Genomic DNA, 14599 nt, shown 5'->3' on the forward strand with positions numbered 1-14599 from the left:
TTTCTCCTTTTAATCCACCATAACGCAAGAGTAATGCTCGCGTTCATCGATGATATTTTTCACCACTCGTATATCTACGCCGTAAATTTTCTTTAAATTTTTGCCGTTCATCACCTCGCTAGCCTCGCCGTAGATGTAGTTTTTATCACGCCCAAGCATCGCGACCTTTGCGTTTAGATAAAAGACCTGCTCTGGCTGATGAGAGGTGAGGATGATGATGTAGCCTTGCTTTGCGAGCTTTTTTATCTCTTTTAAAACTCGCATTTGGTTGCCAAAGTCTAAATTTGCCGTTGGCTCGTCAAGTAGCATCACCTTTGAGCGTTGCGCTAATGCCCTAGCTATCAGCACCATTTGCCGCTCGCCGCCACTTAGATCGGTGTAAATTTTATATTTAAAGCTCTCTAAATTTAGCGTCTTTAACGCATCTAGTGCTATCTCTTCATCCTTTTTACTAGGGCGTTCAAATATACCAAGTCTTGCATTTGCACTCATCATCACCACGTCAAAAACGCTAAAAGCAAATGGCGGTGTGTGAGCCTGTGGGACGTAGCTTATAAAGCTTGCTCGCTCTTTTTCGCTCATCTTTAGCGCGTCTTTGCCATCTATTAAAATCTCTCCCCCAAGTGGCTTTAAAAAGCCAAGTATCGTCTTAAACGTCGTTGTTTTGCCAACGCCATTGCTACCAAGCAGGCAAAAGATGTCGCCATCTTGTAAATTTACATTGAAATTTTCTATAACGACCTTTTTGTCGTAGCCACAGCTTAAATTTTTGATCTTAAATTTCACGCAAAACCCTTTTTGCTCTTATAGAGTAGATAGACAAAAACAGGCGCGCCAACTAGTGATGTGATGACGCCAAGTGGGATCTCACTTGCCATTAAGCTGCGTGAAGTGGTATCAACTATCAGTAAAAACAGCCCTCCGCCAAGCAGCGAAGCTGGAAAGAGCGTGATGAAGTTTGCTCCCACGACAAAGCGCATAATGTGAGGGATGACGAGCCCCACCCAGCCCACGATACCGCAAAATGAGACGCAAGTAGCGGTTAGAAGCGTTGAAGCGATGATGATTATGATGTTGTAAAATTTTACATTTAGCCCCATCGCCCTAGCCTCTTCTTCGCCAAAACTAAGCGTATTTAGCTTGTAGCGAAGCATGAAAAGTGGCACAAGACAGATCATAACTACGCAAAAAAGCAGGGCTAAATTTTTATATCCGCCGCTTCTTGCTAGGCTTCCCATCAGCCAAAAAGTAACTTCTGGCAGCTTGTCTTCGCTGTCAGCTAGAAATTTTATAAGCGAGCTAAGCGCTCCAAAAAGAGATGAGATGACGATGCCAGTTAGCACCATCACGAGTAAATTTAACCTGCCTTTTGCGATGACGCTGCTTATAAAAACGACAGCAAAAACTGCAAAAAGACCGCAGCCAAAGGCGCTAAGCTGCACGCCTATGTAGTTGAAATTTAAGATGATAGCCACGCTTGCTCCCACAGCTGCGCCACTTGAGACGCCAAGGATGTCAGGCGAGACTAAAGGATTTTTAAAAAGACCTTGATAGACAGCTCCAGAGCTAGCAAGCGCTGCACCAACTAAGATGGCAAAAAGCACCCTTGGCAAACGAATGAGCGTAAAGACCGTATATCCTTGCTCATCGCTTGATTGCTCGTTTAAAATAGCTGATCTTATAAACTCAAAAATTTGAGCGTAACTTATCTCGTAGCGTCCGATGCCTAGAGAAAAAAAGAGCACCAACAAAAGTAGCGCAAATAATGCAAAAATGATCTTTTGGCTACTCAAATTTTATCTCCCGCACGTCCCACCAGATGAGATAGCTCTTCGTCTCTCTTTTAAATTTATATCCGTCATTTGTCTTAGTAAGATACTTTTCTACGTTTCGTTTGTAGATTTCTTCTTTTTCAGGAGCGATCTCACCGACAAATCTAAAATAAGAAAACGCCTCTTCAAGGCTAGCAAAATCCCTCTCAAAAATGGTGTCTATTATCTTTAAATTTGGATTTGCTCCCATGTCATAAGCGATGTTAAAGATAAAGTTGTAGCCAAATCTCCTATCACTAAAACCTGCCTCATTTTCATCTTTTATCCCTTTTAGGAAGTCTTGCCAGAACGTCTTTAAACTTGGATAATCCATTAAAAAAGAGGTCATCACGACATATTTTTTAGCAAATTTGCAAAGCTTTTTTATATCAAAAAGCCCAACCGAGCGTGATGCTAGCACGATGTCGTGTTTTGGCAGGTCCTTTAAACTCTGCTCATCACTCCAGTCTTTTTGGATGAAATTTATATTTTTTACCCCAGCCTCTTTTGCATTTTTCTTAGCGTATTCAAGCATTTTTGCAAACGGATCTAGCGCGCTTACGCTCTTTGCTAGCTTTGCAAGTGGCACGCTAAGCCTTGCTGGGCCACATCCCACGTCAAGCACGCTATCATCTTTTGTGATAGGCAAATTTGAGAGCAAATTTAGTGTAGAAGCCGTCTCCATGCCAGTCATCTCGTTATACATATCTGCGTAATCATCCCAGTTTACGCCACCATCTTTGCCCTTTACTTTTTGCAAAGTAGGCGAAAACACTCGCTCCAAAATCGCTTGATAATCAACTAGCCCTTGCATCTTTCTCCCTTTGGTTATTTAAATCTGCCCTACAAAAAGGGCAAATTTAAAGAGCCTAAAGCCAAAATAAATTTGGCTTTAGTTTTGGTTTTAGAATTTAACTTGAGCTGAAAGCATGAAGGTTCTTCCATAGCCTCTAAACATGCTTGCGCCAGAATAACTGCTTGGAACAGATCCATCAAGATCGCCAGAGAAGATGCTGACCCAGTATTTTTTATCAAATACGTTATTTACATTAAATCTAATAGATGTCTCTTTACCTATCCAAGCTTTTGTAGTATATCTAGCACCAAGATCGGTTGTAAAGTATCCGCTTACGCTTGCAGTATTCATCTCATCAACATAGCGTTTGCCTGTGTAGTGGAAATTTGTTGTAAATGCAAGTTTGTTTGTACCTGGCACTGCATAGTCAAATAACATATTTGCTTGAACTTTTGGTTCACCAACGATAGTTTTTCCAACTACTTTTTGATTTGCTGATTTATTCATTTTTGGATCTATAAATGTTATACCACCATAAGCGCTTAAACTATCTACTATTTTTCCGCCAGTTGTAAATTCTATTCCTCTATTTCTTTGATCACCTTGTCTTCCAAATATTCCATTAACTTCATAATAAGTTGGTCTTGTTATTTGAAACACAGCAGCACTAAAGTCGATCTCATTTACTCTGGTTTTTACACCTAACTCATATTGTTTGCTTCTGTAAGGATTAAAGCTAATAGTTTGTCCATATAGCGGATGTCCGACTTTATCATAAGTTTTAGATGCACCCTCTCTTAAGCTATCAGCATAGGTGAAATATACATTAAAATCAGGCACGATTTTATACACTACGCTTCCAGCCCAGCTTATACCATCTTTTTTATAATTAGTCTTTTTAAACCAAGTATTTGAAGCTGAGAGTATGACATTTAAACTATCATTAAGAGCGATATCATCAACAACTGAGATATTTTTCATATCCATCATTACGTCTTTATCTTTACCATATAGCCATTTATAGCCATTTAATGATGTAGCAAAGTTATGATTAATACTTCCAGTACTAAAGTCTGTTTGAGCTTTTAAAAATGCACTAGGCACAGTAAATGCACCATCACCATTCCTAGCCCTGATAGCTTTTTGCCATTGGTAGCCACCCTCAAGATACCATCTATCAGTTGGAGCATATTTAAATTTACCACTAGCTGTTATAGTCCTCATAAATCTCTCATCATTGGTTGATGTAGTTACATCTGAGAAGCTAGGCATACCAGTATGTCTAACACCGACTATTCTTCGTCCTGCTCTAATAGGAGAAAACCCTTGATATACTCCATCTTTACTTGCGAAGCTAACACCATCATAATAGCCACCCATAGTGTGCTTGTAGTAGCTAAAATTTGTCTCAAACGTCAAGTCATCAGTTGGATAAAAATCAAGTCCAATAGAAGCTAGGCGGCGTGAAGTTTTACTATCTTTTGGCTCTCTTTCTCCATCTGTATAATAAAATACTCCGCGGTAACCTATTTTTTCAAATTTATTTGATGTATCAAATCCTACACCCAAATTTCCACGAGAAATATAATCTGTCCAAATAGCGTTGTAATCAGCAACAGGACGTTTGCGAGAGTAGCTAAAAATACCTGCTGGATCTTGTCCGCCATATAGTGAGCCAGCAAGTCCGTTTTGAATTTGTAAGCTCTCAAACATTACCATAGGTATAGCTGTCGTAGAAACTGCGTAAAAGCCGTCCCAAAGGACGTTACCTACGACTGAGCCTTGAAAGCCACGAGTTTGTGGGCGACCCATTTCGCCACCGCCACGGTACTGAAGTTGTGCTGATGGAAAATATTTAACAGCTTCATCAAAAGCTTGAACGCCTTGATTGTCAAGAACCTCTTTTGAAATTGTATTTACTTGATAAGGCATATCTATAACTTTTTTATCAGCCAAAGGACCAGCAGCGACTCTTTTGTTTAAAATTCCCTCATCGATACCACTCTCGCTGATGTTATCACCGACTGAATTTACTTCAATACCCTCAAGTTTTGTCGTTTGCACAGCAAAAACTTGACTTAAAAAACCACTGCACATCAAAAGTGCAGCACATGTTGCAACTGAGATTTTGTAACTCAACTTTTACTCCTTTTACAAAAATTTTACATCTGAAATGTTACTAAAACGAATCTTAAATATAATTTATTAATTTATTAAATATTTGAAAATACATTTTATTTAAGAAAGCTAAAATAAGGCATTGTGAGAACGATTTTTAAAAATTTCATAGCTTTGATAAGATAAATAAATACTATAAATATAATCTTTTATATCGACAAATAATGCTTAAAATTTTAAGAAAAGTAATAATTGATAAAAATATAATAAAGGCTATTTTTTTGTTTTTAGTAGAAATTTTGGCTAAAAATTAGCCAAAATTTATTTTAAAAGCTCTTTTGCGTATTTTAGACCTAGCTCGTAAGCTTTAGCATTTGCTTCTTTGACCTTAGCTGGTACGCTTGCTAACATCTCTTCACGCACTAAATTTTCATCCATACATTTACTCATAGCCACCGCCACGCCAAGGGCTACGACACTTTGAGTGATGACGTTACCAACCTCATCTTTTGCGATAGAAATGATAGGAATTTCATAAATTTTCCAGTAACTTTTATCCTCGTCGCTTACTTTTACCAAATTTGGCTCAACCACGATCGCGCCGCCCTCTTTTACGCCGCTTTTAAAGGCATTGTAGCTTATCTGCGCGGTTGCTAGCATGAAGTCTATCTCGCCCTCGTTTGCATAAGGGTATAAAATTTCCTTCTCGTCAAGGATGATATCGACCTTCGTTGGACCGCCACGCACCTGAGATGTGTAGGTAGATGCCTTGACGCCGTATCCACCTGCTTTTATCTTAGCAGCTGAGAGGATCTCGCCTGCTAGTATGACGCCCTGTCCGCCAACGCCGACAAATCTTAATTGTGACTTCATACTAGCTCCTCAAAATTTATCGCTTCATTGCTCATAGCAGCCTTTCTTACCATGTCGTAAGCTTTGGTGTATTCCATCTTTTCTTCATCTTTGTGAAGCACGCCAAGTGGAAAAATGCCCTTTTTCTCCTCATTGCTTAACATGTCAAATTTAACCTTGCTAGTCGTGCGGCCCTTTATCCACTCTAAATTTTTCACCGCCTCGCCCATTTTGTTCTTGCGGCCTAAATTTATGTGGCAGTTTGAAAATACATCAAAAAAGCTGTATCCATCGTGGCTAAAGCCCTCTACAAAGAGCTTTGTAAGCTTCTCTGGCTCGATGACGCTACCGCGCGCGACAAAGCTAGCACCTGCGGCGGTTGCGAGCTTACAGGCATCAAAGCTAGGATCGATGTTGCCGTATTGTGCTGTAACCGTCCACATGCCTTTTGGCGTGGTTGGGCTGGTTTGTGAGTTGGTTAGCGCGTAGATGAAGTTATTTATTAGGATGTGATTTAGCCCGATATTTCGGCGGCATCCATGTATCGTGTGGTTGCCTCCGATCGCTAGTCCGTCGCCATCGCCAGTTACAACAATGACGTGTTTGTCTGGATTTGCCATCTTTACGCCAGTGGCGTAGGCTACGGCTCTGCCGTGAGTTGTGTGGATGGTGTTGCAGTCAATATATCCGCTAAAGCGGCCAGAGCAGCCTATGCCTGAGACCACGCAAACATCGTTCATGTCCCAGCCCATGGTGTCGATAGCTCGGATGAGCGCCTTTAGTATGACGCCGTCGCCACAGCCCCAGCACCAAAGAGTAGGCATTTTATCTGTTCGTAAATATTTATCATAATTAAAAGCCATAAATTTCTCCTATCTTTGCCTCGATCTCGCTTGGGCTTATCGGTCTGCCGTTTGCTTTTAGCAGTTTTGCAAAGTCATCTCTTAAGATGATCTTTGAAATTTCGCCACTATACTGGCCTAAATTTAGCTCGCAGACTAAAATTTTATTAAATTTATTTGATATCTCTTTTAGCTTTTTAGCTGGAGCTGGAAAAAGTGCGAGTGGCTTAAATAGCCCTACTTTTAGCCCTTTTTCACGTAAATTTAGTATCGCTTGCTTGGCTGAGAGAGCCACGCTACCAAAGGCAATGATACAAATTTCAGCGTCATCAAGCATAAATTCTTCAAATTTCTCGCACTCATCAGTGTGTAAATTTATCTTATCAAATAGCCTATTCATCGAGTATTCAACGATCTTGCCATCTTCTGTTGGAAAGCCAGTAGCACCATGATGAAGCCCAGTTATATGGTAGTGATAGCCTTTAAAGAAAGGATTTAGCGTAGCTGGCTCATCTGGTGCGGCCTCATAAGGTTTATACTCTTTTGGCTCGCCATTAAATTCTCTTCTTTTATAAATTTCTAGCTCGCTAATCTCTGGCAAACGCACCCTTGCTTGCATGTGTCCTATCGTCTCATCAAGTAGCAGCATAACTGGCGTCATAAACCTAGCTGCAAGATTAAACGCTCGCACCGTCTCAGTGTAGCACTCCTCTAGGCTGCTAGGTGCTAGCACTATCATATTTACATCGCCGTGAGTTGGGTTTTTAGCCTGCAAGATATCGCCTTGTGCGACACGGGTTGGCAAGCCAGTTGAAGGGCCGCCGCGCATAACATTTACGATGACAAGCGGTATCTCAGCGATAAAGCCAAGGCCTATTTGCTCAGCCTTTAGTGAAATTCCTGGACCTGAGCTTGCTGTCATGGCCTTTGCACCGCTCGCACTTGCACCAAGAGAAACTGAAATCCCAGCTATCTCATCTTCCATTTGTATAAATGTGCCACCATGTTTTGGCAAAAGTACGCTTAGCTCGTGGGCGATCTCACTACTTGGAGTGATCGGATATCCACCAAAGAAGTTACAGCCGCACTCGACCGCAGCCCTTGCCACTAGGGCATTTCCAGTTGATACTAGCTCTCTCATGCGCTCTCTCCAAGCTTTGCAAATTTATTTGCCTTTACGGCCGCAGCTCGCTCTTTACTCTCAGCGGTTAGCTTTGCAAATTTAAAGCCTTTATCAGCCACATAAATGGCAAAATCAGGGCAGTGAAGCTCGCAGTCGCGACAGCCTATACATGAGTCAGCATAGACGACCTCTATCATCTTACCAAGCACTGCTTTTGGCTCAAGCCTCATCGCTAGCACGCCTGCTGGGCAGTAGCTCACGCAGACATCACAGGCTTTACACCTGCTCTCATCGACCCAAACAGGTACGTTTTCTTTTATTATCATCTATATTCCTAATCCAAATTTTCTTTTAAAAATTTAATGTTTTTTCTAATATCAGCTTCGCTTTTACTTAGCTGCTCTTGCTCACTTTCATTTATATTTAGCTCTAAAATTTCTTTTAAGCCCTCGCGTCCAAGCCTTACTGGCCTGCCGCAACTTAACTCATCATCAAGAAGCACGCTAGCACTTAAAATTTCATCACTCTTGCCCATGATCGCTTCACACATTTTCACAGCTGCAGCCGCTGGTGCGTAGTAAGCTGAAGTGCCAAGCAGTTTAACGATCTTTGCGCCGCCAGTGCTTGTCTCTTTTTTGAGCGCTTTTAGCTCATTTTCATTTAAATTTTCGCTGATATTGCTAGCTGATACGATCATCTCGTCGTTGTGAGCGCCTACGATCTTTGCTCTTAGCTTGCTGGCGTCTTTATCTTTTAAAAGCGCTAGCTCATATCTGCACCTTGCGCTATCTAGCTCGCCAGCCATGCCGATCACTTTGTTTTTGCTAAAACCGCTAAATTTATGAGCCGTCCAGACCATCACATCAAGCGGATTTGTGACGACTATTATCACTGCGTTTTTGGCAAACTCAGCTATCTTTTGTGCTGTTTGCTTTACGACTACGGCGTTTTTAAGTAGCAAGTCCTCTCTAGTTTGACCCTCTTTTCTTGGGCTTCCAGCTGTGACTATGACGATGTCACTACCTTCAATTAGCACAAAATCATCGCCACCACAAACGCTAGTTTTTGCGCTAAAGACGCAGCTTGACTGCGCTAGGTCGATCGCTTTTGCACGCGCCACATCGCCAAATATATCTACAAGCGCGATCTCATCGCAAACTTCTCTCATACAAAGCGCATAAGCTATGCTCGCACCGACGTTTCCAGCTCCAACTATACTTATTTTCATTTTCTCATCCTATTATTTGATTTAAAATTTTACTTGGTCTCATGACCTCATTTGCCCTCACTTCATCTGGCAAATAATATCCGCCAAATTCCACGCTTGCACCATCATTTTGTCTTAACTCTTTTAAAATTTCGCTCTCATTTTTCTCTAGCCCGTCTGCTAAATTTTCAAAAATTTTACTTAAAATTCCGCCACTTATTGCCATTTCTCTTGCCCAAAATATCGCTAGATAAAAGTGCGACTCTCTGGTATCAAGAGTAGCATTTGGAGTTTTGTTTTCGTCCAAATAGCTAGCAACGGCTCTATTTAGCGCATCGCTTAGCTCTTTTGCCTCTTTTTTTTGCCTCAAAAATGCTAAATGTTCAAGCGAAGCACTAAGCGCCAAAAACTCGCCTAAGCTGTCCCAAAGTAGGTGATTTCTCTCTTTTAGCTCTTTTACAAGCGTAGGAGCCGTCCCACCAGCACCAGTCTCAAACATCGCTCCACCAGCAAGTAACGGCACAACTGAGAGCATTTTTGAGCTGCCGCCTAGCTCAAATATCGGAAAAAGATCGGTTAGATAGTCTCTTAAAACGTTACCAGTTACGCTTATAACGTCTTTACCAGCTCTTATTGCTTCAAGCGATTTTTTAGTTGCTTGCTCGTAGTTTAAAATTTCAAATTTTACGCCAGCGCTAGCAAATTTCTCTCTAAATCTTTCAAATTTAGCTATCAAATTTCTATCATGAGCACGGCTACTATCTAGCCAAAAAATAAGCTCATCTTTTGAAATTTCGCCTCTTTTTAAAGCTAGCTCAAACCACGCATTTATCGCATCATCCTTTGCCTGCGTCATCCTAAAAATATCGCCACTTTTAACACTAAATTTAAAGACACTCTCTCCCGCCTCGTTACAAACAACAAATTCTCCGTCTTCTTTTGCGATGAAAGTCTTATCGTGGCTGCCATACTCCTCAGCCTTTTTAGCCATGAGCCCCACGTTTGCTACGCTACCGATCTTGCTCACGTCAAGCGCGCCATGCTCCTTAAAGTCCGCTACGCAAGCCTCATAAACCCTAGCGTATGTTCTATCTGGGATCATGCAAAGCGAGAAATTTAGCTCGCCACTTCTATCTTTTACCTTGCCAGAGTTTCTAATGAGTGCTGGCACGGAGGCGTCGATGATGACGTCATTTGGCACATCAAAGTTGCTAGCATTTTCATTTAGTGCCCAAATTTTTGCTTTTTTGCTCAAAATTTCATCAAATTTAGCCAAAATTTCATCTTTATTTTTAAGCTGAGAAATTTTAGAAAACATATCTTTTAAGCCATTTTTTGCCTCAACTCCGTGAGCCTTAAACTCCTCACCAAATAGCTCAAAAACCTCTTTAAAATAGCTCTTTATCGCGTGAGCAAAGATGACTGGGTCGCTAACCTTCATCATCGTGCATTTTAGGTGCAGGCTCAAGGTCAAATTCTCTTTTTTTGCCTCTTCAAAACAGCTTTCATAAAATTTATCAAGCTCATCTACACTTAAATATGTAGCATCAACTATTTCGCCGCTTTGGATAGCAAGCTCTTTTAAAAGCTCTTTTTTGCCATCCAAACTTATGAAATTTACATAAAATTTCTCATCTTTACTGGCGATAATTGAGCGCTCATTCTCATAAAAATCGCCCTTTTGCATGTAGCAAATTTTTGTCTTATTTGTCTTGTCCCAGTCGCCGTTACTGTGAGGATGTTTTTTAGCAAATTCTTTAACCGGTGGCAAGACCCTTCTATCTGAGTTTCCTTGCCTAAGCACTGGATTAACCGCGCTGCCAAGCACTTTTTGGTATTTTTTAGCAACCTCTTCATCGTAGTCTGTGATGATCTCGTCTGGATAAAAAGGCACATTTATGCCCTTGCTTCTAAGCTCCTCTATCGCTGCTTTTAGCTGAACGAGCGTGGCAGAAATGTTTGGCAGTTTTATGATATTTGCTTCTTTGTGACTGGTAAGCTCACCCAAAAGTTCTAGCTCATCGGCCTTATTTAGTCCAAGCTCTTTGCTAAAAAGAGATAAAATTCTCCCAGCCAAGCTGATATCAGCCCTTGTTATGCTAATGCCAGCACGAGATAAAAAGCTCTTTACGATAGGAAAGAGAGAATAGCTTGCAAATAGCGGTGCTTCGTCAGTTTTGGTCCAGATAATATCACTCATTTTAGCCCTTTTATTTTTTTAAAATTTATCACTTTCTTTATTAAATCTCGTTGTATTTTAGGCATTTGCCGCAAATTCTAGCTCTATTTTCCTATATTTTGGTTGTGCTCGCTTAAGGTTTTTGAAAAAATGTGTTTTTTCGCCTTTTTATCAAGCACAAAGTATAAATAATCGCTCTTTGCAGGGTTTATCGCCGCTTTGATCGCACTTATCGAGACGCAGCAGACTGGACTTGGCGGAATGCCGTCGTTTAGATAGGTATTAAACTCGCTCATATCGCTTCTTATACGCTCAGCCGTGATCACATCGTGTGAATAAATTCCGTAGTTTAGTGTGCCGTCCATCTGCAACCTCATGCCCTTATTTAGGCGGTTATAAATGACTGAGGCGACAAGTGGCATCTCAGCGTCGTTTGCAGCCTCTTTTTGAATGATCGAAGCGATCGTTAAAATTTTAAACCATTTTTTCTCATTGTATTCGCCAAAAATTTTATTGCTGATCTCGCTTTGAGCCTTTCTTGATGAATTTACAAGATAAAAAGCAAGGTGCCTTTCGCTGATGCCTATTGGAATTTTATATGTATTTGGCATCAAAAAGCCATCACTCACTGGAGCAAGGACGTTATATTCGCTATTTAGCTTAACTGGATCAAGTCCTAGCTGGGCGGCGATCTGGTTTAAAAAAATGATAGTCGTTTCACCTGGTATTAGCGTTATCTCGGTTAAAGCTGCTTTTGCTTTTGCAAGTTTTTTTAAAAAATCAACCCTTGAAATTTTATCTTGGCCGATCTCTATCCAGCCAGATTGCGGAGAGCCAATAAAAAGTATGGCGTACTTGTCTATCACGCTTAAGTTAAAGTTGCGATTAGCTAAATAAGATATAATCTCGCCCACACTTCCCTTTGGCACAAAGACGACTTTGCTCGTGTTTATGGGGCGTGCCAAATAGACAAATACGCTTAGGACAACGATGAGTACGATATCAAAGAAAATATCCAGATACGGCTTTTTTATAAAATTTTTTATCATTTTAATTCTTTCGCTTCTTTTGCTTTTAAAATACGGCATAAAAATTAACGATTTCGAGTTTTACGGCGTAAAATTGGAGCAATTATATATAAAGTTAGATAAAAAAATAATTGTAAGAGCAAAGCAGATCAAGCTACCTAATTTTAAACAAAACGCAGAGCAAAAAGCTAGCGACAAGCAACTTTTAAACCTTAGTCAGGGCGTGGATTATCTTGAGACCTTTTTTCAAGAAATTTCGCTTGAGAGCGTGCAAATAGGCGATGATTTTAATATCAAAATTTTATTTTTAGATGATATATTTTTCGTTGATAGTCCTTATCTAAACATCGATATCAAATTTCAAAAAGAGCAGCAAGATGGCATAGATCGCTTCATAGTAAAAAATTTAAGTCTTAAAGACTTTAATGTAAGCATTAGCGGCGAAGGCAGTGCAAATTTTGACAAGGATGACTATAAATTTGATGGAAATTTCACCTCGCACGAGCTAAATGGCAAGCTTAGCTTTGCCTTAAAAGATACGCTTTTAACCTACAAAGCCTATGACGTCGAAGCTGGTAGCATCAAGGACTTCATCGCTGAGCTTGATAGCCGCATACACCTAAACAGCGAGGTTAAAAACTGGATATATGGCTACATCGTGGCTGATGACTATCACCTAAATGAGATAAATGGCAAGGCTGATCTAGCCAAAAATAACTTTTATCTAAATGATCTAAATGCCACCGCAAATACTAAAAATTTGCTCGTTAAATTTGAAAAAGACTTGCCGGCCGTAAATGTAGGCGAGGCAAATATTACGCTTAAAAACTCAAAGCTTAAATTTGATCTTATTTCACCTATTTACAAGGGCAAAAAACTTGATGGCTCAAATGTTACGATAAATAATATCTTTGATGAAAAAAGCGCAAATTTAGAGCTTTTTATAAAGACAAAATCGATCTATGATGAAACTATAAATGAGATATTAAAAGCCTATAAGATCATCGTGCCAGTAAGGCAGCTTAGCGGAAAAATGGATGCTAGCTTAAAAATTTTGATAAAACTAGACGAGAAAAGCTTAGAAAATTTTGATGAAAAAAGCGTTATCGCAAATGGTGAGTTTAAAATCAGCGATGCAGTCATAGAAATAGCCGGAAGTAAATTTAACGCTAAAAGTGCTCTTGTAAAACTTATAAATACGACAAATTTAAGCATCGATGCGACTGGCTTTGGGCTTGACTTTTTTAAGGCAAATGCCAAAGCGAATATAGATTTACAAAAAAGCACTGGCGAGATAAAAGGCACAATAGAAAGCTTTGATCTAAAAGAGAAAAATGATGAAATTTTAGCCTTTAAAAATGAGCCATTTACTGCTTTTTTAGACTTTAGCAAGAATAATAAGACTTTACTTAAGATAGAACCATTTGGGCTTGATATGAGCTTTGGCAGTGAAAGTAAAATATCAACAAAAAATAGTAAATTTTTCATAGAGAGCTCGCCTGTTTTAAAGCAAAACGGCGTGCGTGGTTTTGATGAGCTTAGCATAAAAAGTAAGGATTTTACTGATCTTGAAATTTTTGCTAAAGAGGCAAACTTTGATTTGCCGTTTTTAGATAAAAATGGCTCAAAGTACGAAAATGACGATCTTAAAATTTTAGTCTCAAAAGCTGGCGTAAAGGTAGATAGCGCAAGTAAAAAGCTAAGCCTAGACATAAAAGAAAAAGCCATAAACGTAAAAACTAAAGATCTAAATTTACTAGTGCTTGACGATAACAAAACCAGCGAGCAAAGCACACCGCTTGAGCTTTTAGCAAAAAATGGCGATATCATTTTAAAGGATCTAAACAAGACCTTGCCATTTACTAGCTTTAGCGCCGAGAAAAAGGGCAAAAGCACCTCACTAAATGGGCTGGCGCAGCAAGGAAGAGTTGGCTATTTTAACGATGAAAAGAGTATAAATTTAGATGCAACCGACATAAGCGGAGAATTTATCAACGACCTTTTTGGCATCAAGAGTTTTGAGGGCGGTAAATTTCGCCTGAAACTACTTGGAGAAAACTCAAAGAATTTCAAGGCTGAGGTGAGATTTTTTGATACTTTTTTAAAGGATTATATCTTTTATCAAAGACTGCTTAGCTTTTTAAACTCGGTTCCATCGCTTCTTAGCTTTAAAACGCCTGACTTTAACGACAAGGGCTTTACTGTTAAAAATGGTAAAATTTTACTCACTAGAAATGGCGATATGATCGAGTTTTTAGCGATTGAAATGATAGGCACAAGTGCTGATATCGGCGGGCGTGGCACGATTGATCTAAAGAGCAAAAAGATAAATATCGACCTTGAGCTAAAGCTACTAAAAGATGCTAGCAGTATCATTGATAAAATTCCACTGGTAAATCAAATAATCCTTGGCAAGGACCGCTCGCTCTCAACTGTCATCGCCATACGAGGCACTACTGATAAGCCAGAGTACTCAACGCAGATCCTGCAAGATGCCCTGCTCTCGCCACTAAAGATAATAAGAAACGTGATTCAGGCTCCGTTTTTGATATTTGAGTAGTTTAAATCTGCAACGCATGGAAATTATAGAAAAATTATTGGCTGCTTCTAAAGCCAAGAGTGGCACTCTTTTGATTATTTATA

12 protein-coding genes are annotated in these 14599 nt (G+C 39.9%); 1 reads left to right on the plus strand and 11 read right to left on the minus strand.

The features are described from left to right. Positions 1-9: 9 nt before the first annotated feature. The 11 genes from CYO92_RS07885 to mltG form a co-directional block, all read right to left on the minus strand. On the minus strand, positions 10-786 hold the full coding sequence (locus tag CYO92_RS07885; protein ID WP_103588643.1) for an ABC transporter ATP-binding protein: 777 nt from the start codon (positions 784-786) through the stop codon (positions 10-12). Beyond that, positions 783-1793 carry a FecCD family ABC transporter permease gene (locus CYO92_RS07890; protein WP_103588644.1) on the minus strand — a complete coding sequence of 337 codons (1011 nt, stop codon included), beginning with the start codon at positions 1791-1793 and terminating at the stop codon, positions 783-785. The genes CYO92_RS07885 and CYO92_RS07890 overlap by 4 nt, the downstream gene beginning before the upstream one ends. Continuing rightward, positions 1786-2625, minus strand: a complete 840-nt coding sequence (locus tag CYO92_RS07895; protein ID WP_103588645.1) for a class I SAM-dependent methyltransferase — start codon at positions 2623-2625, stop codon at positions 1786-1788. Before CYO92_RS07895 ends, CYO92_RS07890 begins: the two co-directional genes overlap by 8 nt. 90 nt (positions 2626-2715) lie before the next feature. Beyond that, positions 2716-4746: a TonB-dependent receptor gene (locus CYO92_RS07900; protein ID WP_103588646.1), complete on the minus strand. Its 2031-nt coding sequence runs from the start codon at positions 4744-4746 to the stop codon at positions 2716-2718. Between the two features lie 300 nt (positions 4747-5046). Continuing rightward, positions 5047-5598, minus strand: coding sequence for a 2-oxoacid:acceptor oxidoreductase family protein (locus CYO92_RS07905; RefSeq protein WP_103588647.1), 552 nt, complete (start codon positions 5596-5598; stop codon positions 5047-5049). Then, positions 5595-6440 (minus strand): 2-oxoglutarate ferredoxin oxidoreductase subunit beta, encoded by an 846-nt coding sequence (locus CYO92_RS07910; protein ID WP_103588648.1) that lies wholly within the window; start codon positions 6438-6440, stop codon positions 5595-5597. Before CYO92_RS07910 ends, CYO92_RS07905 begins: the two co-directional genes overlap by 4 nt. Next, positions 6430-7560 carry a 2-oxoglutarate synthase subunit alpha gene (locus tag CYO92_RS07915; RefSeq protein ID WP_103588649.1) on the minus strand — a complete coding sequence of 377 codons (1131 nt, stop codon included), beginning with the start codon at positions 7558-7560 and terminating at the stop codon, positions 6430-6432. The genes CYO92_RS07910 and CYO92_RS07915 overlap by 11 nt, the downstream gene beginning before the upstream one ends. Beyond that, positions 7557-7868, minus strand: a complete 312-nt coding sequence (locus CYO92_RS07920; RefSeq protein ID WP_087578845.1) for a 4Fe-4S dicluster domain-containing protein — start codon at positions 7866-7868, stop codon at positions 7557-7559. The genes CYO92_RS07915 and CYO92_RS07920 overlap by 4 nt, the downstream gene beginning before the upstream one ends. An 8-nt stretch (positions 7869-7876) precedes the next feature. Further along, positions 7877-8770, minus strand: coding sequence for a malate dehydrogenase (locus CYO92_RS07925; RefSeq protein ID WP_103588650.1), 894 nt, complete (start codon positions 8768-8770; stop codon positions 7877-7879). 4 nt (positions 8771-8774) lie between these two features. Continuing rightward, a complete protein-coding gene (locus tag CYO92_RS07930; protein ID WP_103588651.1) occupies positions 8775-10949 on the minus strand; it encodes an NADP-dependent isocitrate dehydrogenase in 2175 nt (724 codons plus the stop codon). Between the two features lie 83 nt (positions 10950-11032). Beyond that, on the minus strand, positions 11033-11977 hold the full coding sequence (mltG, locus tag CYO92_RS07935) for an endolytic transglycosylase MltG (protein WP_103588652.1): 945 nt from the start codon (positions 11975-11977) through the stop codon (positions 11033-11035). A 73-nt stretch (positions 11978-12050) separates the two neighbouring features. Here mltG and CYO92_RS07940 point away from each other — a divergent pair, with 73 nt between their 5' ends. Beyond that, entirely contained in the window at positions 12051-14516 is a 2466-nt protein-coding gene (locus tag CYO92_RS07940) for an AsmA-like C-terminal domain-containing protein (protein ID WP_103588714.1), read from the plus strand. Positions 14517-14599 lie beyond the last annotated feature (83 nt).

It is taken from the genome of Campylobacter concisus (genome assembly GCF_002913715.1).
In the GTDB taxonomy this organism is placed as follows: Bacteria; Campylobacterota; Campylobacteria; order Campylobacterales; family Campylobacteraceae; genus Campylobacter_A; species Campylobacter_A concisus_AG.

Excerpts from the sequence above, each read along its gene's own strand:
- CYO92_RS07895 (WP_103588645.1), bottom strand. The coding sequence starts at position 2,625 with ATGCAAGGGCTAGTTGATTATCAAGCGATTTTGGAGCGAGTGTTTTCG.
- CYO92_RS07905 (WP_103588647.1), bottom strand. The coding sequence starts at position 5,598 with ATGAAGTCACAATTAAGATTTGTCGGCGTTGGCGGACAGGGCGTCATA.
- CYO92_RS07910 (WP_103588648.1), bottom strand. The coding sequence starts at position 6,440 with ATGGCTTTTAATTATGATAAATATTTACGAACAGATAAAATGCCTACT.
- CYO92_RS07915 (WP_103588649.1), bottom strand. The coding sequence starts at position 7,560 with ATGAGAGAGCTAGTATCAACTGGAAATGCCCTAGTGGCAAGGGCTGCG.
- CYO92_RS07920 (WP_087578845.1), bottom strand. The coding sequence starts at position 7,868 with ATGATAATAAAAGAAAACGTACCTGTTTGGGTCGATGAGAGCAGGTGT.
- CYO92_RS07925 (WP_103588650.1), bottom strand. The coding sequence starts at position 8,770 with ATGAAAATAAGTATAGTTGGAGCTGGAAACGTCGGTGCGAGCATAGCT.
- CYO92_RS07930 (WP_103588651.1), bottom strand. The coding sequence starts at position 10,949 with ATGAGTGATATTATCTGGACCAAAACTGACGAAGCACCGCTATTTGCA.
- mltG (WP_103588652.1), bottom strand. The coding sequence starts at position 11,977 with ATGATAAAAAATTTTATAAAAAAGCCGTATCTGGATATTTTCTTTGAT.